At 71.6% G+C, this 16,714-nt stretch carries 15 protein-coding genes and 1 tRNA gene; 9 read left to right on the top strand and 7 right to left on the bottom strand.

Annotation, left to right across the window (positions count from 1 at the left end; translation table 11 throughout):
- Positions 1 to 25 precede the first annotated feature (25 nt).
- From ABZZ79_RS21795 to ABZZ79_RS21805, 3 genes are all read left to right on the top strand, one after another.
- Complete coding sequence (locus ABZZ79_RS21795; RefSeq protein WP_356691130.1) at positions 26 to 1,054, top strand: P1 family peptidase; 1,029 nt, start codon at positions 26 to 28, stop codon at positions 1,052 to 1,054.
- 185 nt (positions 1,055 to 1,239) lie between these two features.
- Positions 1,240 to 2,454 (top strand): Ig-like domain-containing protein, encoded by a 1,215-nt coding sequence (locus ABZZ79_RS21800; RefSeq protein WP_356691132.1) that lies wholly within the window; start codon positions 1,240 to 1,242, stop codon positions 2,452 to 2,454.
- 188 nt (positions 2,455 to 2,642) lie between these two features.
- Complete coding sequence (locus ABZZ79_RS21805) at positions 2,643 to 3,386, top strand: DUF6227 family protein (RefSeq protein ID WP_356691134.1); 744 nt, start codon at positions 2,643 to 2,645, stop codon at positions 3,384 to 3,386.
- Between the two features lie 43 nt (positions 3,387 to 3,429).
- Here ABZZ79_RS21805 and ABZZ79_RS21810 read toward each other — a convergent pair whose 3' ends face one another.
- Positions 3,430 to 3,687: a hypothetical protein gene (locus tag ABZZ79_RS21810; protein WP_356691136.1), complete on the bottom strand. Its 258-nt coding sequence runs from the start codon at positions 3,685 to 3,687 to the stop codon at positions 3,430 to 3,432.
- 496 nt (positions 3,688 to 4,183) lie between these two features.
- Positions 4,184 to 5,812, bottom strand: a complete 1,629-nt coding sequence (locus ABZZ79_RS21815) for an MFS transporter (protein ID WP_356691138.1) — start codon at positions 5,810 to 5,812, stop codon at positions 4,184 to 4,186.
- Between the two features lie 62 nt (positions 5,813 to 5,874).
- On the opposite strand from ABZZ79_RS21815, the gene ABZZ79_RS21820 reads away from it, so the two are divergent.
- Positions 5,875 to 6,837 (top strand): WYL domain-containing protein, encoded by a 963-nt coding sequence (locus ABZZ79_RS21820; protein ID WP_356691140.1) that lies wholly within the window; start codon positions 5,875 to 5,877, stop codon positions 6,835 to 6,837.
- Positions 6,838 to 6,876: 39 nt separating this feature from the next.
- On the opposite strand, the gene ABZZ79_RS21825 is transcribed toward ABZZ79_RS21820, so the two are convergent.
- Positions 6,877 to 7,593, bottom strand: a complete 717-nt coding sequence (locus ABZZ79_RS21825) for a TetR family transcriptional regulator (protein WP_356691182.1) — start codon at positions 7,591 to 7,593, stop codon at positions 6,877 to 6,879.
- 633 nt (positions 7,594 to 8,226) lie between these two features.
- Entirely contained in the window at positions 8,227 to 9,225 is a 999-nt protein-coding gene (locus ABZZ79_RS21830) for a sigma-70 family RNA polymerase sigma factor (RefSeq protein WP_356691142.1), read from the bottom strand.
- Positions 9,226 to 9,425: 200 nt separating this feature from the next.
- Between ABZZ79_RS21830 and ABZZ79_RS21835 the strand changes: the two genes are divergently transcribed.
- Complete coding sequence (locus ABZZ79_RS21835; RefSeq protein WP_356691144.1) at positions 9,426 to 9,944, top strand: N-acetyltransferase family protein; 519 nt, start codon at positions 9,426 to 9,428, stop codon at positions 9,942 to 9,944.
- Positions 9,945 to 10,104: 160 nt separating this feature from the next.
- Here the strand turns inward: ABZZ79_RS21835 and ABZZ79_RS21840 are convergent, their stop codons facing one another.
- Positions 10,105 to 10,893, bottom strand: coding sequence for a class III extradiol ring-cleavage dioxygenase (locus tag ABZZ79_RS21840; protein ID WP_356691146.1), 789 nt, complete (start codon positions 10,891 to 10,893; stop codon positions 10,105 to 10,107).
- A gap of 196 nt (positions 10,894 to 11,089) precedes the next feature.
- On the opposite strand from ABZZ79_RS21840, the gene ABZZ79_RS21845 reads away from it, so the two are divergent.
- Positions 11,090 to 11,629 (top strand): MarR family transcriptional regulator, encoded by a 540-nt coding sequence (locus tag ABZZ79_RS21845; RefSeq protein WP_356691148.1) that lies wholly within the window; start codon positions 11,090 to 11,092, stop codon positions 11,627 to 11,629.
- Positions 11,630 to 11,759: 130 nt separating this feature from the next.
- Here the strand turns inward: ABZZ79_RS21845 and ABZZ79_RS21850 are convergent, their stop codons facing one another.
- On the bottom strand, positions 11,760 to 13,298 hold the full coding sequence (locus tag ABZZ79_RS21850; RefSeq protein WP_356691150.1) for an MFS transporter: 1,539 nt from the start codon (positions 13,296 to 13,298) through the stop codon (positions 11,760 to 11,762).
- Positions 13,299 to 13,437: 139 nt separating this feature from the next.
- A complete protein-coding gene (locus tag ABZZ79_RS21855; RefSeq protein ID WP_356691184.1) occupies positions 13,438 to 14,049 on the bottom strand; it encodes a helix-turn-helix domain-containing protein in 612 nt (203 codons plus the stop codon).
- Positions 14,050 to 14,493: 444 nt separating this feature from the next.
- Between ABZZ79_RS21855 and ABZZ79_RS21860 the strand changes: the two genes are divergently transcribed.
- The 3 genes from ABZZ79_RS21860 to ABZZ79_RS21870 all read left to right on the top strand — a co-directional run bounded on the left by ABZZ79_RS21860 (position 14,494) and on the right by ABZZ79_RS21870 (position 16,636).
- The gene (locus ABZZ79_RS21860) at positions 14,494 to 15,780 is read left to right on the top strand and encodes a M6 family metalloprotease domain-containing protein (protein WP_356691152.1); all 1,287 of its coding nucleotides are present in this window, start codon (positions 14,494 to 14,496) and stop codon (positions 15,778 to 15,780) included.
- Positions 15,781 to 16,121: 341 nt separating this feature from the next.
- Positions 16,122 to 16,194 (top strand) — tRNA-Arg (locus ABZZ79_RS21865).
- Positions 16,195 to 16,432: 238 nt separating this feature from the next.
- Positions 16,433 to 16,636, top strand: a complete 204-nt coding sequence (locus tag ABZZ79_RS21870) for a hypothetical protein (RefSeq protein ID WP_356691154.1) — start codon at positions 16,433 to 16,435, stop codon at positions 16,634 to 16,636.
- Positions 16,637 to 16,714 lie beyond the last annotated feature (78 nt).

Here is a 16,714-nt window from a genome sequence, read left to right on the forward strand (position 1 = left end):
CCCCGTCCGGGCAAGACTGGAGCACATGACAGTCGACGCTCTGACGGACGTCGCCGGTCTGCGCGTGGGGCATGCCACGCGCACCGGCGACGGATGGCTCACCGGCACCACGGTCGTCCTCGCACCCGAGGGCGGGGTGATCGCCGCCGTCGACGTGCGGGGCGGCGGCCCCGGCACCAAGGAGACCGACGCCCTCGACCCGCGCAACGTGGTGCAGAGGATCGAGGCGGTCGTGCTGACCGGCGGCAGCGCCTACGGGCTCGACGCAGCCTCCGGGGTGATGGCCTGGCTGGAGGAGCGGGGGCGCGGGGTGTCCGTCGGCCCGGACCCGGCGCACGTCGTGCCCGTCGTGCCCGCCGCCTGCGTCTTCGACCTGGGCCGCGGCGGCGACTTCCGGGCCCGGCCGGACGCCGCCACCGGACGGGCCGCCGTCGAGGCCGCCGCGGCGAGCGAGGCCGGGGCACGGGTGGCCGAGGGGAGCGTGGGCGCGGGCACGGGCGCGGTGGTCGGGCAGCTCAAGGGCGGTATCGGGACGGCGAGCACGGTGCTGGACTCCGGGATCACCGTGGCCGCGCTGGTGGTGGCCAACGCGGCGGGCTCGGCGGCGGACCCCGAGTCGGGCGTGCTGTACGGGGAGTTGTTCGAGGGGCATCTGGAGCGGCCCGCGGCGCCCGTCCATGCCGCCGCGCGGCGGCGCCTGGCCGAGGCCGCCGCGAGGAACGCGCCGCCGCCCCTGAACACCACGCTCGCGGTGGTCGCCACCGACGCGGACCTGTCGAGGGCGCAGGCGCAGAAGCTGGCGGGCACCGCGCACGACGGCATCGCGCGCGCCGTGCGGCCGGTACATCTGCTCAACGACGGCGACACGGTGTTCGCGCTGGCCGCCGGGGCACGGCCGCTGGACGCCGAGCACCCGCTGGCGCTGAACGAGATCCTCGCCGCGGGCGCCGACACGGTGACCCGTGCCATCGTCCGGGCCGTGCGTGCCGCGCAGTCCGTGGAGGGTCCGGGCGGGGCCTGGCCGTCGTACGAGGAGTTGTACGGGCGCCGTTGAGTGAGCGGCGCGGGCCCCCGCTCGGAACCCCGGATGCCCCAACGGCCCCTCCCGTCAGGCCGATTGTCCCGGTTCTGTCACCGATGGACCGCGGGGCGACAGGGCGGGAACCCGCCCGCGTCCGGTCGCCTCTTTCCCCACGCATCGGAGCGGATCACACACATCACACGAACTGGGAGCAGCCCGTGACAACGCCGGACATAGCCTCGCGTCGCTTGATCACGGCGTGCGCCGCCCTGGCGGTGGGCGCGCTCACCCTGACCGCGTGCGGTGGAAGCGCGAGCGCGGACAACGACAAGAACGGCGGAGGCGACTCCCGGAACACGGTGCCGCGGATCGTGATCTCGGCGAAGGACGGCTCGACGGCCGCGTCGATCAACGCCACCGGTGTGAAGGTCAGCGACGGCAGGCTGACGAGCGTACGGATGACGGAGGCGGAGTCGGGCGAGGCCGTGCCGGGGGCGATGTCGGCGGACGGCACGAGCTGGCGGCCGAAGGAGCGGCTGGAACGCGGCACGGCGTACCGGATAGCGGCGAGCGCGAAGAACGGTCAGGGCCGGACGGCCGCGGCGGACGCCCGGTTCACCACGGTCTCGGAGGCGAACAGCTACATCGGGACGTATCTGCCGGACGCGGGGACGACGGTCGGCGTGGGGATGCCGGTGTCGTTCACCTTCGACACGGAGATCAGCGACAAGAAGGCCGTGCAGTCGCACATCACGGTCACGTCGGACAGCGGGCAGAAGGTCGTCGGGCACTGGTTCGGCTCGCAGCGGCTGGACTTCCGGCCGCAGGAGTACTGGAAGGCCGGCTCGAAGGTCACGATGAAGATCGACCTGGACGGCGTGGAAGGCGCGAACGGCGCCTACGGCGTGCAGAAGAAGACCGTCACCTTCACCGTCGGCCGCTCCCAGGTCTCCACGGTCGACGCGGCCGCGCAGACGATGACGGTCGTACGGGACGGCAGCACCCTCAAGACGCTCCCGATCTCGGCGGGCAGTCCGGAGAACACCACGTACAACGGCCAGATGGTGATCTCCAGCAAGGCCGAGCAGACGCGGATGGACGGCTCGACGGTCGGCTTCGCCGGGCAGTACGACATCGCGGACGTGCCGCACGCGATGCAGCTGACCGGCTCGGGGACGTTCATCCACGGCAACTACTGGTACGACAAGGGCAACCCGCCGTTCGGGCGCGAGGGGACCAGCCACGGCTGCGTGGGGCTCCAGGACGTCCAGGGCGCTCAGGGGGACACACCGGGCAAGTGGTTCTTCGACAACTCGATCATCGGGGACGTGGTGATCGTGAAGAACTCCGCCGACAAGGCGGTGGCCCCGGACAACGGGCTCAACGGCTGGAACATGGCGTGGGGAGACTGGGTCGCGGGCAGCGCGGTCTGACCGGTCGCCATCGGGGTAAATAGCTTGTGAACAGCGGGTTTTGACAATGTGTCGGGTCGTGCGGGAACTTCTCCGGCGACCCACCCGTTTTCCCTCACGTACGTTTTCTCGGTTCCCGGACATGATGTCCGACCGAGGGGCTACGGTATGCACCCACAAGGTGACATGCAGCAACGCCGGGAGAAACCTTGAGCGTTCCGTACGACACGGAAGCGTACGAACCACACGAGTCGCCGGAGTCTCCGGAGGAGCATCTCGCGCGACTGCTCGGCCGCGCCCTGAACTCCTTCGAACTGCCCGACGACGTGTTACGACAGCTCGACTCCGCGCTGGCGCACGACAGTTCGCTGCACTCCGCCCACCACAGCGCGGGCCTGCACCGGGAGACGTACCGGCACACCTGGCTGCTGGCCGACGGCTCGGCGCTCACCCTGTGGGAGCTGGTGCACAACACCTTGTCGGGAGCGACACAGCACGAGGTGTACGTCGACGAGGACGAGCTGCGCGCGGCCACCGGCCGGCTCCCGCTGCCGCCTGCGGCCCCCGACTTCGAACTGCCGGCACTCGCGCCGCAGTCACCCCCGCCCGGCCCGCGCCACGCGTACGTGCCCGACGACTCTGCGGACCACGCGCGTCGGCTCCTGCGGCGGGCGGAGAACCCGGACCGGCCGGGCGCGGAGACGGCGGCGCTGCTGGCCACGGCGTTCGCGCACCAGATCACCCAGGCGTTCGGACGGCCGTGCCGCGCGGGGCGCATCGGGCTGGGATTCGCCCTCTACGAGCACGCGTTCCTGCTGCGTGACGGCAGGGAGCTGTCCCTGTGGGAGGCCGAGCACACGGCCACGCCCGACGGACGGCACATGTGCGAGGTGTACGGCAGCGAGGACGCGGCACGCGAGGCGATGGAGCGGCGCGCGGCGCAGGTCTCCTGAGTCTCGCCCGAGGCGTCTGTCCGGCTCGGCGGCGCGTCCGCGCTCAGTGACCTTCGGCGAACTGCCGCACGAGGCCCGCGAAGGCGTCCCGCTCGGCCGCGGTCAGTTCGACCGACTCCAGTTCGGGGCCCGCGCGCCGCTGGCGTGGAAGCGCGGGCAGCCCGACCGGGCGTGGCGCCCGTGCGGCGGCCTCGAAGCGGCCGCGACGCAGCATGCGGCTCAGGCCGACCGCGCAGGCGGCGGCGCCCACGGCGAGGACGGCCACCCCCGCCCACTGCAGGATCGAGACATGCTCAGGCATACACCCCAGTAGACACCACGGTCCGGGCCTTCATCGCGGACCGTGATGTATCTCGCAGGTGGTGCAGTTGGCTTGCTTTCGCCCAGGTGCCGTGAACCTGCCCCAAACAGCGCGAAAAGCGCAGCACGCCGCAAACGGGCAGGCGGGCACCGCCGTCCAGGCTGCCGGTGAAACCACGCCTGCTCGGCGTGACAGGCGCGGAAAAGGGGGAACCCGGGCCGCGTCGGGTGACGGAGGCCGGGACGGGGAACCCCCTCCTCCGTCCGGGGGCGCGGCTGTTCGGGGCGGCCCGCCCCCAGGGGCCACGGCGGCCGGTGCGCCTCGCCGCCCCGGCCGGCCAGTGGCGTGCGCCGTGGACCGGCGCGAAAAGCCGTGGACCGGCGCGAAAACGGGCCTCCGCCCCTTCCCGCGACGCGACTGCGCGGGAGGGGCGGCGGCCCGTGGCGGACGGCCCCTCGGCCGTCCGGAGGTTTAGTCCGGTTCGGTTCGCCGAGCGCTAGGCGCCCTTCGGACCGTGCTCGTGCGCACCAGCCGCGACGGCCCCGGCCGGCACCTGGTCCGCGCCCTTCGCGACCGCGGCGTCCTCCGCGCCGCCGATGCCCTCGACACCCCCGGCGCCTTCGAACGCCGCGGCCTCCGCGTGCTCGGCCGACCGCTTGGGCAGCGCGAACATCAGCAGGAAGATCGCGCCCATCACGGCCACGACCCACCCCAGCGCGTTCTGGAAGGCGTCCACGAACTCCGGTCCCACCTGCGCCGGAGCAGGCTTGTCGTCGATCACCCCGAAGAAGACGACGGACACGAGGCCGAGCCCGAGCGCGTTGCCCATTTGGGTGACCGTGTTGATGAGGCCGGACGCCGAACCGGCGTGCTCGCGCGGCACCTCGGACAGGACCGCGTCGGTGAGCGGGGCGAAGATCAGGCCCATGCCCACACCCATCACGGCCAGCGGCGGGATCATCTGCCAGGGCGTGATGTCGAGCCCGAACCGCTGGGACTCCCACAGGTAGAGCAGCACTCCGGCCGCCATCGTCAGCGCGCCCGCCTGGAGCACCTTGCGCCCGAACCGGGGCACCAGCTTCTGCACGGACATTCCCGCGGCCACCGACACCGCGATGGAGAACGGCACCCCGGTGAGACCGGCCTTCAGCAGGCCCCAGCCCAGACCGATCTGCAGGTACAGCGTCCACACCAGGAAGAAGATGCCGAGCCCGACACCGAAGACGATCTGTACGGCGATGCCCGCGGCGAAGCTCTTGACGCGGAACAGCGACAGCTCGATCAGCGGGGAGCCGTCCCGCGCGGTCTTGTACCGCTCGTAGGCGACCAGCGCGCCGAACACCAGGACCGAGCCCGCCATCGAGAGGTATCCCCACAGCGGCCAGTCCAGCTCACGGCCACGGGTGAGCGGGTAGAGCAGCATCAGCAGACCGAGGGTCACCAGCGCGACGCCCACCAGGTCCAGCTTCAGCGCCTTCGGGGCGCGGGACTCGGTGATGAACGCGCGGCCCAGGAGCAGGCCCGCGATGCCGACAGGCAGGTTGATGAGGAAGATCGGCCGCCACTCAAGGCCGAACAGGTTCCACTCCGTCAGCAGCGCGCCCAGCAGCGGGCCGAGCACCGCGCCCATGCCCACGACCGCGCCGAACAGGCCGAACACCTTGCCGCGTTCGTGCGCCGGGAAGGTCGCGTGCACGATCGCCAGCACCTGGGGCACCATCAGCGCCGCCATGCCGCCCTGCAGGATGCGCGCGGCGACCAGCATGTCCGGGTCCGACGCGAAGCCGCACAGCGCGGAGGCGATGGTGAAGCCGCCGATGCCGATGAGGAACAGCCGCTTGCGGCCGTGGATGTCACCGAGCCGTCCACCGGTGATCAGCCCGGCGGCGAAGGCCAGGGCGTATCCGGCGGTGATCCACTGTATGTGGCTGAAGGAGGCGCCGGTGTCCCGCTGGATGGACGGGATGGCGATGTTGACGATCGTGACGTCGACGAGGTCCATGAAGGCGGCCGTCATGACGATGGCGAGGGCGAACCAGCGGCGCCGGTCGTTCGGCTCCGGCTGCCCCTGAGGGCTGCCCGAGCTGCCCGGGGCGGGTGCGGAGGTGGTCTCGGTGGAGGTCATGAGACAAAGCTAGAGCCTCATTAGGTCAGATCGTGTCCTAGATCCGAGGCATCCTCGTTCTCATGACGACGGACACCCCGGCTCGGCTCCTCCAGTTGCTGTCCCTGCTCCAGACGCCCCGCGAATGGCCCGGCGGCGAGCTCGCCGACCGGCTCGGCGTCTCCCGGCGCACCGTCCGGCGCGACGTCGACCGCCTGCGCGAACTCGGCTACCCCGTCCAGGCCACCAAGGGCTCCGACGGCGGCTACCGCCTCGTCGCGGGCAAGGCGATGCCCCCGCTCGTCCTCGACGACGAGGAGGCCGTGGCCATCGCGGTCGGCCTGCGGGCGGGTGCCGGGCACGCGGTCGAGGGCGTGGACGAGGCGTCCGTGCGCGCGCTGGCCAAGCTGGAGCAGGTCCTGCCGTCCCGGCTGCGCCGCCGGGTCACCACTCTCCAGGCCGCGACGACCGCCCTGACCAGCGGCGACGGCCCGAGTATCGCACCCGAGACGCTCACCGTGATCGCCTCGACGGTGGCCGGCCAGGAACGTCTGCGCTTCGCCTACCGGGCCAAGGACGGCATCGAGTCCCGCCGCCTGACCGAGCCGTACCGGCTGGTGTCCACCGGCCGCCGCTGGTATCTCGTCGCCTACGACCTCGACCGCGCCGACTGGCGCACCTTCCGTGTCGACCGGGTCAGCGAACCCTTCGCGACGGGCGCGCGGTTCGCGCCGCGGGAACTGCCGACGGGCAGCGCCGCGGAGTACCTGCGGCAGTCCATCGGCCGGCACCAGGAGTCCTACGACTTCGCCGTCACCTTCGCCGCCCCCGCGGAGGCCGTCGCCGCGGCGCTCCCCGCCTGGTTGAGCCCGCCCGAGCCGCTCGACGCCGCCACCTGCCGTCTGCGCGGCACGAGCGGCGATCCCGTTCAGTGGCTGGCCGTGCGGCTCGCCATGCTCGGCCATGAGTTCACGGTCCAGGAGCCCGCCGAACTGGTGGCGTGCGTCCGCGAGTTGGGAGGCCGCCTGACGCGTGCGGCGCGGTGATCCCGCGGCGCCGGGCAGCCGTCGGAGGAGGCGGCCGTGCTAGCGCGGCCGCCAGTCGAACCCCTTCAGCGCCTCCAGGTTCCGCAGGGCCAGCGCCGCCGGCCCCCGCGCTCCCCCGGGAGGAGCGTCACCGGCCGCCCACTCCTGCACGGCCGTCCGTACGGCGGCGCCGGCGACGGCGGCCAGGAACCGCCGCCCGGTGTACCCTTCGGCCCCGACGCCCTCATCACTCCGGGCAACGTTGTCACCACCGTCCGCACCGGACGCGCCCGTCACCTCGCCGGTCACACCGTCCGCACCGGACGCACCCGCCACCTCGCCCGTCACACCGTCCGCCGAGTCACCCGCGTCCCTCACCCCGGCCCGCTCCACGAGCACCTCCCCCAGCGTCTCCTCCGAGGCCTGGCACACCTCCGCCCACACCTTGCGCAGCGCGGGACTGGAGTCCGCGAGCCGGATCAGGGTGCGCACCCACTCCCAGGAGGCGGCCGAGACACCGACACCGGGCTGCAGGGTGTGCCGTACGGCGTGCTCCAGGGCCTGCGGCAGGTCCAGTCCGGCCGGGGCCTCGCGCACGGCCTCCGCCCAGCGCTGCGCACCGGCCGCGTAGAGAGGCGCGACGGCCTCTTCCTTGGAGGCGAAGTAGCGGTAGAACGTACGGGGGGCAATGCCTGCGACCTGGGCGATGTCCTCGGCGCGGGTGGCTTTCAGGCCACGGCTGACGAAGAGTCCGGCGGCCGCGCGGGCGATGTCCATGCGGGTCTCGGCCTTGCGCCGCTCGGTCAGCGATGTGGGGGAACCGGGCCGGTTCTGCTCGGAGGTGGTGCTGCTCACGTCGGCAGGCTATGCCGATGTGGCACAATCTGCCATCCGGCGGGCCACCCCGGGGTTCAGGTCCGGGGTGCCCCGTCATTCCACGCTCCCACGCCGTTCCGGCCGGCGCGCATCCGCCGCTGGCCGCGAGAGACCCGCACCACCCGTCGCCGCGCCCGGTACGCGAAAGAGCCGGGCCCCGGCGCTCAGGGGGGAGAGGCGCCGAAGCCCGGCTCGGGAAAGTCCCGGCACCGGGGGGAGTGCGTCGGGACGTGGACGAAAAGCCTTCGCGATCGGACGGTGGTACCGAGGCCTCAGGTCACAGGCGGAACGGTCCTGCGCACCAGGCCCCTTGGGGCCGCGCCCCGCACACCCGGTGCGAACCCGCTTGCCCTGAAGGGTTGTTCCCGCCGCCCCAGGGGTTGAAGCGACGGAACACAGCCATGTTCGCGCGGCCTCACGCCACCCGGCGTACGCCCCTGTCGGCCACGGCGGACCCGCGCCGGGCGCCCGATGCGCATCGGAGCGACAACCCCCGGAACAACCCGGACCCGGCCCCGGCCCCGGTCGCGTCCGTCAGGCCGCCGCGTCGAAGCCGGCCTGATGGGCCAGCTTCTTCAGCTCCAGCAGGGCGTGCTTCTCGATCTGGCGGATGCGCTCACGGGTCAGCCCGTGCTCCTTGCCGACCTCGGTCAGCGTGCGCTCCCGGCCGTCGTCGATGCCGTACCGCATCTTGATGATCGAGGCCGTGCGCTGGTCGAGGCGGCCGATGAGGCCGTCCAGTTCCTCGCTGCGCAGCAGGGTCAGCACCGACTGCTCCGGCGACACCGCGGAGGTGTCCTCCAGGAGGTCGCCGAACTGGGTCTCGCCCTCGTCGTCGACCGACATGTTCAGCGAGACCGGGTCGCGGGCCCAGTCCAGGACGTCGCTGACGCGCTCAGGCGTGGTGCCGAGCTCCACGGCGATCTCCGCGTGCTCCGGCTCACGGCCCTGGTCCCGGTTGAACTCGCGCTGCACGCGCCGGATCCGGCCCAGTTCCTCCACCAGGTGGACGGGCAGACGGATGGTGCGGGACTGGTCGGCTATGGACCGGGTGATGGCCTGACGGATCCACCAGGTGGCGTACGTCGAGAACTTGAAGCCCTTGCAGTAGTCGAACTTCTCGACCGCGCGCACCAGGCCGGCGTTGCCCTCCTGGATCAGGTCCAGCAGGGGCAGACCACTGCGCGGGTAGCGGCGCGCCACGGCGACGACCAGCCGGAGGTTGGAGCGGATGAAGACGTCCTTCGCGCGCTCGCCCTCGTCGACCAGGGCCTGAAGCTCCTCACGGGTGGCGTCCGCCTTCGACTCCTCGCACCCGTCGAGGACCTGCTGCGCGAACACACCCGCTTCGATCGTCTGCGACAGCTCGACCTCCTTGGCGGCGTCGAGCAGTGGCGTGCGCGCGATCTCGTCGAGATACATGCCGACCAGGTCGCGGTCGGCGATCTCGCCGCCATGGGTGCGAACACTGCTGGCCGCGTCTGCGGTCTCGCCGGTGGCGGACTTGCGACGGGCGACGGCACGGGTTGCCATGCGTGCTCCCTTGCGAATGGGGTCCCCCCAGGCCCTCAGGGCGCTGGGGGAAGGTCAGCGGGCGGTTCCGGACACTCGGCCACTCTTCTCGGGTGCCCGGCATCCGAAGGAAACAACGACTGGAATCAGGACAGAATTCCCAACCTGGTCCTCGATTTTTCTGATCATGCAGTACCCTGTGCCGCCACGGAGGGGATCGGATGCTGTCGGAGCCATCGGACGTGCAGGTCAGGCCGGGGGTCGAGGGAGACCTCCAGGCCCTCACCGACCTCTACAACCACTACGTCCGTGAGACGCCCATCACCTTTGACACCGGCGTCTTCACCGCGCGGGAGCGCCGCCCCTGGCTGCTCTCCCACCCTGAAGACGGGCCGTACCGGCTGAAGGTTGCCCTGGACTCCGGTTCCCAGGACGTCCTGGGCTACGCCACCTCCAGCCCGTTCCGCGCGAAGCCCGCCTACGCGACCTCGGTGGAGGTCACGGTCTACGTCGCCCCGCACGCGGGCGGGCGCGGCATCGGCACGCTGCTCTACGAGGCGCTGTTCCAGGCCCTCGCGGGCGAGGACGTGCACCGGGCGTACGCGGGCATCGCCCAGCCCAACGAGGCATCGGTCCGGCTGCACGAGCGCTTCGGCTTCCGGCATGTGGGCACGTACCGCGAGGTGGGCCGCAAGTTCGGCCGCTACTGGGACGTGGCCTGGTACGAGAAGGAGCTGTAGCCCCGCGGGGCGCTCACCCGAACCGCACGGACCGCACGCACCCCACGGACCGCATGGGCGGCACGGGCGGCACGGGCGGCACGAGCCGAGCGGTCGACCGGGCTCGGGTCCGGGTCCGGGTCCGGGTCCTCACCCGGACTGCCGCCGGCCGATCCGCCACTCACCCGAACTGCACGGACCGCTTGGCCAGCCCCATCCAGAACCCGTCGATCACGGACTTCTGTTCCCCGAGCTCGCCCCCCGCGTCGGCGGCGCCCATGGTCACGAACAGCGGTGCGAAGTGCTCGGTGCGCGGGTGCGCGAGCCGCCCGGCCGGGGACTTGGCCGTGAAGTCGAGCAGCGCGTCCACGTCCCCCGTCTCCAGCGCCCGCCGCCCCCAGTCGTCGAACTCGGCCGACCAGCCGGGGACCCCGGCGCCGGTGTGCCGGAGCGCGGCCAGGTTGTGGGTGAAGAACCCGGAGCCGACGATGAGGAAGCCCTCGTCGCGCAGCGGCGCGAGTCTGCGGCCGATCTCCATCAGGCGCACGGGATCGAGTGTCGGCATGGAGATCTGCAGGACCGGGATGTCGGCCTCCGGGTACATCTCCACCAGCGGCACATAGGCCCCGTGGTCGAGGCCGCGGTCGGGGATGTCCTGCACCGGCATGCCGGGGGCGCGCAGCAGCTTGCGTACGGAATCGGCCAGCTCGGGCGCGCCCGGGGCGTCGTAGCGGACGCGGTAGTAGTGCTCGGGGAAGCCCCAGAAGTCGTAGACCAGCGGTACGGGCTCCACCGCGCCGAGTGCCAGCGGCGCCTCCTCCCAGTGGGCGGACACGATGAGGACCGCCCTGGGCCGGGGCAGTCCGGCGGACCAGGCGGCGAGCTGGCCGGGCCAGACGGGGTCGTCCGCGAGCGGCGGGGCCCCGTGGGACAGGTACAGGGCGGGCATGCGCTCCTGGGTGGCGGACATGACGGGGACTCCCTCCGGAAGCCTGACGGACTGACGCACCTGACGGACTGACGCACCTGACGGATTGACGGACCTGACGACCCGGCGAGCCAGCGAGCCGGCACCGGGCATGGAGCTTGAACTTTAAAGCTTCTGTCGGTACGAGCGTAAGCCAGTCTTGTTTAAACTTCAAGGACTACGGCCGTACAGTGGACCCATGAACACGGCACACGCACCCACCGGCGCAGCCGCGGCCGATCGCACGCCCTTCGGCGAGCCCCACTGGCTCACCGCCGAGGAGCAGCGCGTCTGGCGCTCCTACCTCCATGCAACCACCCTGCTGGAGGACCACCTCGACCGCCAGCTCCAGCGCGACGCGGGGATGCCGCACATCTACTACGGCCTGCTCGTGCGGCTGGGCGACGCCCCGGAGCGGCGGCTGCGGATGACCGAGCTGGCCATGGACGCGAAGATCACCCGGTCCCGGCTCTCGCACGCCATCGCCCGGCTGGAGAAGAACGGCTGGGTGCGCCGGGAGAACTGCGACTCGGACAAGCGCGGCCAGTTCGCGGTGCTCACCGACGACGGCTACGAGGTGCTGCGCCGCACCGCGCCCGGCCATGTCACCGCCGTACGGCAGGCACTGTTCGACCGGCTCACCCCGGAACAGCAGAAGTCCCTCGGCGAGATCATGCAGATCGTCGCCGAGGGACTTCAGCCCGCGGACGCGGGAGCGGACCTGCCCTGGCTGCGCTAGTGCCTGTTGGGGCGCCAGCTCCTTCGGCTGGGCGCTGCCGGGGCAGGTCCGGGGGGTCGTACGGACGAGGCGTCCCCTTCCTCGTCCGTACGAACGGGCCCTGTGGGGTACCTCCGTCGGGACCGGTGGGTCAGTGGGCGACGACCGGGACCGGTGCCTCGTCCTGAGCGCCCTCGCCGGAGGCGACCGGGCTGCCGCCGGGCTTGCCGGCGTTGACGAGGGTCAGGGCGATGACGGCGGCGGCCACCAGGATGCCGACCGCGAACCAGATGGCGCTGGTGTAGCCCTCGACCATGCCCTCCAGCTGGACGAGCCGCTGCTGCGAGGGGCTGGAGGCGGAGCCGATGCGGTCCGCGATGTACGAGGTCGTCGCGGACGCGGCGATCGTGTTCAGCAGCGCGGTGCCGATGGCGCCGCCCACCTGCTGCGAGGTGTTGACCATCGCGGAGGCGACCCCCGCGTCCTGCGGCCTGACACCCTGGGTGGCCAGCGACATGGCCGGCATGAACGCCGAGCCCATACCGAGGCCGAGCAGCAGCATCGCGGGCAGCAGCAGCGCCGCGTAGGACGAGCCGGTCTCCATCTGGGTCAGCAGCAGCATGCCCAGCGCGGCGACCAGGAAGCCCGGACCCATCAGCAGACGCGGCGCGACCCGCGTCATCAGCCGGGTTCCGATCTGGGTGGAGCCGGTGATCATGCCCACGATCATCGGCAGGAACGCGAAACCGGTCCTGACCGGCGAGTAGCCCTTGACCACCTGGAGGTAGTAGGTCAGGAACAGGAACAGGCCGAACATCGCGATGATCGCCAGACCCAGCGAGAGGTAGACACCGCCGCGGTTGCGGTCGGTGACCACCCGCAGCGGCAGCAGCGGGGCCCTCACCCTCGACTCGACCAGCACGAAGGACAGCAGCAGCACCGCGGAGGCGACGAACATGCCGACGGTCAGCGAGTCGCTCCAGCCGTCGGACTCGGCCCGGGTGAAACCGTAGACCAGCGAGACCAGACCCAGGGTGGACAGGATCACGCCGGGAATGTCGAGCGAGGAGCGGTTGCGGCCGCCCCGCGGCTCCCGGATCACGAACCAGGCGCCCGCCGCCGCGACCACCGCGAACGGGATGTTCACGAAGAACGTCCAGCGCCAGTCCAGGTACTCGGTGAGGAACCCGCCCAGGATCAGGCCCACCGCGCCACCGCCGCCGGCGATCGCACCGTAGATGCCGAACGCCTTGGCACGCTCCCTGGCGTCGGTGAACATCACCGCCAGCAGCGACAGCGCGGCCGGCGCCAGCAGCGCCCCGAACACACCCTGCAGGGCACGCGCACCGAACATCATCGCGCCCGTGGTGGCGGCACCGCCCAGCGCGGAGGCCGCCGCGAAACCGGCCAGCCCGATCACGAACGCGCGCTTACGGCCCCACAGGTCCGCGATCCGGCCGCCGAACAGCAGCAGACCACCGAACGCCAGCGCGTACGCGGTCACCACCCACTGCCGGTTGCCGTCCGAGATACCCAGATCCTGCTGGGCCGAGGGCAGCGCGATGTTCACGATCGTGGCATCCAGCACCACCATCAACTGCGCGAGCGCGATGAAGACGAGGGCCTTCCAGCGACCCGGATCGGGTGCGAGAGAGGCCGCCGGGGAGGCCTTGGAGGCTGTTTCAGACATGGAGGTACCCACTTCGGGACTTCGTGATGGACAAATCAAGAGGTGTCAGGTGAAAGAAGACGTGGTCAGGGACGACTCGACGGCGGGTGCCGTGAGCTCGGCGGCAGTGGTGACTGGAGTGGAGCGCTGAACTGATCGGTCAGGGCTTGCGCAGGTCCTCCATGGTCAGGGCCGTCCCCGGCAGGGTGGAGCGGGCCGGGGCCCGCAGCCCGTCGAGGAGCAGCTGCAGATGACGGTGGACGAAGCGGTCGGTGTCCAGGCACGCGGCACCGGCCGGGGGCCTGCTGAGCTGGGCCACCGCGACCATCAGGTCGCCGAAGCCCACATCGGGTCTGAGCTGGCCGGCCTCCCTGGCGCGGTCCATGATCGCCTCGACGAGCTCCTCGCAGCGCAGGCGCGCGGCCTCCAGATCCGGGTGGTTCTTGTCGAAGGTGCTCTGGACCATGGGGCACAGCGCGCTGATCCGCTCGTCGGCGGCCGTGTGCGTGAAGCGCTCCAGTGCCTCGAAGGCGTCCCCGGTCTCCGCGAGCGCGTCCTCGGCCGCCGCGACCGTACGGTCCATGACGGAGCAGACGACCTCGCGCACCAGCGCGTCGCGGTCGGGGAAGTTGCGGTACACCGTGGCGTTGCCGACGCCGGCCCGGCGGGCGATCTCGTCGAGCGGCACATCGGGGCCGAACTCGACGAACATCTCGCGGGCGGCGGAGACGATCCGCTCCCGGTTGCGCAGGGCGTCGGCGCGCAGCCGCATCGCCGGGCGGCGCACTGGGGTGGCGGCGGTCGTCGTCACGGCGTACTCCTCGGTTCGGTTCGTTCGGCTCGGATCGTTCGGCTCGGATCGGATCGTTCGGTCGGTCTCGGTCGGTGCTCGGTAGTTGCTCGGTTCGTTCTCGGTCCGGGCGGGACGTCGGGTGCCGCCCGGGTGTCTGGGGCGGGACGTCGGGTGCCGCTCCGGTGTCCGGCGAGTCGATCCGGGGACTGGATCCCCGTTTCGCCGTACGCACGATTAAACGGGGATGGGCTCCCCGCTTATTTCCCGACTTCCGAGAGATTTCATGTGACCTGAATCACAAACGCCTGAGCGGGGATCGCACGATCGGTCTCCTCCAGCGAGCGCGCCCGGATCACGCGGCACAGGGTGATCAAAAGGGTGCAGCCGGTGACCGGTGGCTGCCCGGAGACCGAAGGGCCCCGCATGCAGCCGCAGCCGACCCGCCGCCGCATACGCCCGCGCCGCGCCGCCGCCCTCGCCTCCGTGACGGCCCTGACCCTCGCGGTCAGCACGTCCGCGGGCGCCGGCCGCCTCACGCTCGGCGGCACGGCGTCCGGCCCGGGTCCCGCGGCGCTGGCGCGCTCCTCGGCCCTCGGGCCCTGCATGATCAACGGCGGCGCCGAGGTCCAGATGTCCGAGGGCGTCCCGACCCGGACCGGCTACTCCCCCTCCACCGGCACGGTCCGCGCCCTCACTCTCATGATCGACTTCTCCGACGCCCCCGGCGAGGGACCCGCACTCGACCGCTTCCAGGAGTTCTTCCCGCAGACCCAGCACTGGTTCCGCACCGCCAGCTACGGCCGCCTCGACTACCGCCCCGAGGCCCCGATCACCGGCTGGCTGCGCATGCCGAAGCCGTTCGCCGAGTACGGCATAGAGCGCGGCGCCCCCTTCGACCCCGGCTACCGCCGCCTGGTCGAGGACATCGTCGCCTCGGCCGACCCCCGGGTCGACTTCCGCTCATACGACCTCCTGAACGTCCTGGTCACCCCCAACGCGGGCCCTTCCGCCCTGGACACCGTCCTGTCGGTGACCTTCGCCGGCAACGGCGACGCCCCGGTCGCCGACGGCGTCCCCGTCGCCAACGCCTCCTTCGTCTACTCCCGCCAGGACGACGGCTCCGGCTCCTACGACCGCACCGGCTACCGCGTCCTCCCCCACGAGAACGGCCATGTCTTCGGCCTGCCCGACCTCTACACCCAGGAGGGCGGGGGCGCGGTCGGCCACTGGGACATCATGAGCGAGGACTGGGGGGCCAACAACGACTTCCTCGGCTGGCACAAATGGAAGCTGGGCTGGCTGGACACGACCCAGATCAGCTGCGCGGCGACCCAGGGCACGACAGAGCACGCCCTCACCCCCCTCTCCACCAGCGGCGGCGCAAAGCTGGTCTTCGTCCCCCTGGACAGACGCACCGGCTACGCCGTCGAACTACGCACCCGGGGCGGCAACGACGAGTCCATCTGCCGCCCCGGCGTCCTCATCTACAAGGTCGACGCCGACATCGACACCGGCCAGGGCCCCATCCGCGTCTACGACTCCCAACGCGACAGCGGCGGCTGCACCCGCAGCCCCAACGTCCACGCCGAACTCTCCGACGCCCCGTTCTCCCCCGGCGAGACGTTCAAGGACCCGGGACGCGGGGTGACGATCGCGGTGGCGGGGGTGGGGGTGGAGGGGGTGTACCGGGTGCGGGTCACGCGGGGGTGACGGGGGTGTCGGGGGGCCGGGGGCCACGCAGCGGGCCGTCTCTCGGGCCAGGGGGACGAAGCGGGCCCGTTCTCGGGCCAGGGAGGCACGAAGCGGGCATGGCTCTCGGGGTCGTGAGCCGGGGTGTACCGGGTGCGGGTCACGCGGGGTTTACGGGGCTGTCGTGCCCGGGGCCACGAAGCGGCCCGGCTCTCGAGCCCGGGGCCACGGAGCGGACATGACTCTCGGGTCCTGGAACCCGGCACCGGCGCCACCCCGGGCCCCGGCGATAACTCCCCGGCCCCGCAAACGACCACCCGCTACACTGTCGGCGGCGGTGTTCGTCATGCGTGCGCTGCCTTGCCTTCGTAGCTCAGGGGATAGAGCACCGCTCTCCTAAAGCGGGTGTCGCAGGTTCGAATCCTGCCGGGGGCACACGACTAAGGGCCAGTTCAGAGGCTTGATCACCTCGAACTGGCCCTTCGCCATGATCACGGCCGTGCCACACCCGTGCCACTCCCGCACGGCCGTCGGGCTCCGCCAAGATCCCGACGGCCGTGCGTCCGTATCGACCGGTAGCCGCCGGACGGTCTCCTCGATCTCCGGAAAGGGCCGCGCCGACCGCGGCGATAACCGCAGGCGGGCGTCGGCGCGGCCCTGTACGGTCGCGACCATGAAGAAGTGGGTGGTCCCTGAGAACTCGAACAAGCGCGTCCAACGCGCGAGCCGGATGATCGGTAAGGGGACGGGCACGCCCGAGGAGATCCAGGAGGCGCGGGACGTCCTGAGCAACTACCGTCTCGCCCACGCATTTCCTCTGAACGCGGTGACCGTGACCGTGCGGCAGCGAGCGCTAGAAGCAACGCCGTTCAGTTAAGGGCGGGGCCGGGGCGTCAAGTGCTGGTTGTGAGCATGGTGATGTTGATGGCTGCTTTGTAGGTGGTCCGGTCGATGG

It is taken from the genome of Streptomyces sp. NPDC006458 (assembly GCF_040612135.1).
In the GTDB taxonomy this organism is placed as follows: Bacteria; Actinomycetota; Actinomycetes; order Streptomycetales; family Streptomycetaceae; genus Streptomyces.

What these genes read in the sequence shown, in the direction of transcription:
- ABZZ79_RS21860 (WP_356691152.1), top strand. Translation starts at nt 14,494, where the DNA reads ATGCAGCCGCAGCCGACCCGCCGCCGCATACGCCCGCGCCGCGCCGCC.
- ABZZ79_RS21830 (WP_356691142.1), bottom strand. Translation starts at nt 9,225, where the DNA reads ATGGCAACCCGTGCCGTCGCCCGTCGCAAGTCCGCCACCGGCGAGACC.
- ABZZ79_RS21795 (WP_356691130.1), top strand. Translation starts at nt 26, where the DNA reads ATGACAGTCGACGCTCTGACGGACGTCGCCGGTCTGCGCGTGGGGCAT.
- ABZZ79_RS21840 (WP_356691146.1), bottom strand. Translation starts at nt 10,893, where the DNA reads ATGTCCGCCACCCAGGAGCGCATGCCCGCCCTGTACCTGTCCCACGGG.
- ABZZ79_RS21850 (WP_356691150.1), bottom strand. Translation starts at nt 13,298, where the DNA reads ATGTCTGAAACAGCCTCCAAGGCCTCCCCGGCGGCCTCTCTCGCACCC.
- ABZZ79_RS21845 (WP_356691148.1), top strand. Translation starts at nt 11,090, where the DNA reads ATGAACACGGCACACGCACCCACCGGCGCAGCCGCGGCCGATCGCACG.
- ABZZ79_RS21870 (WP_356691154.1), top strand. Translation starts at nt 16,433, where the DNA reads ATGAAGAAGTGGGTGGTCCCTGAGAACTCGAACAAGCGCGTCCAACGC.
- ABZZ79_RS21815 (WP_356691138.1), bottom strand. Translation starts at nt 5,812, where the DNA reads ATGACCTCCACCGAGACCACCTCCGCACCCGCCCCGGGCAGCTCGGGC.
- ABZZ79_RS21855 (WP_356691184.1), bottom strand. Translation starts at nt 14,049, where the DNA reads ATGCGGCTGCGCGCCGACGCCCTGCGCAACCGGGAGCGGATCGTCTCC.
- ABZZ79_RS21835 (WP_356691144.1), top strand. Translation starts at nt 9,426, where the DNA reads ATGCTGTCGGAGCCATCGGACGTGCAGGTCAGGCCGGGGGTCGAGGGA.
- ABZZ79_RS21820 (WP_356691140.1), top strand. Translation starts at nt 5,875, where the DNA reads ATGACGACGGACACCCCGGCTCGGCTCCTCCAGTTGCTGTCCCTGCTC.
- ABZZ79_RS21810 (WP_356691136.1), bottom strand. Translation starts at nt 3,687, where the DNA reads ATGCCTGAGCATGTCTCGATCCTGCAGTGGGCGGGGGTGGCCGTCCTC.
- ABZZ79_RS21825 (WP_356691182.1), bottom strand. Translation starts at nt 7,593, where the DNA reads ATGGACATCGCCCGCGCGGCCGCCGGACTCTTCGTCAGCCGTGGCCTG.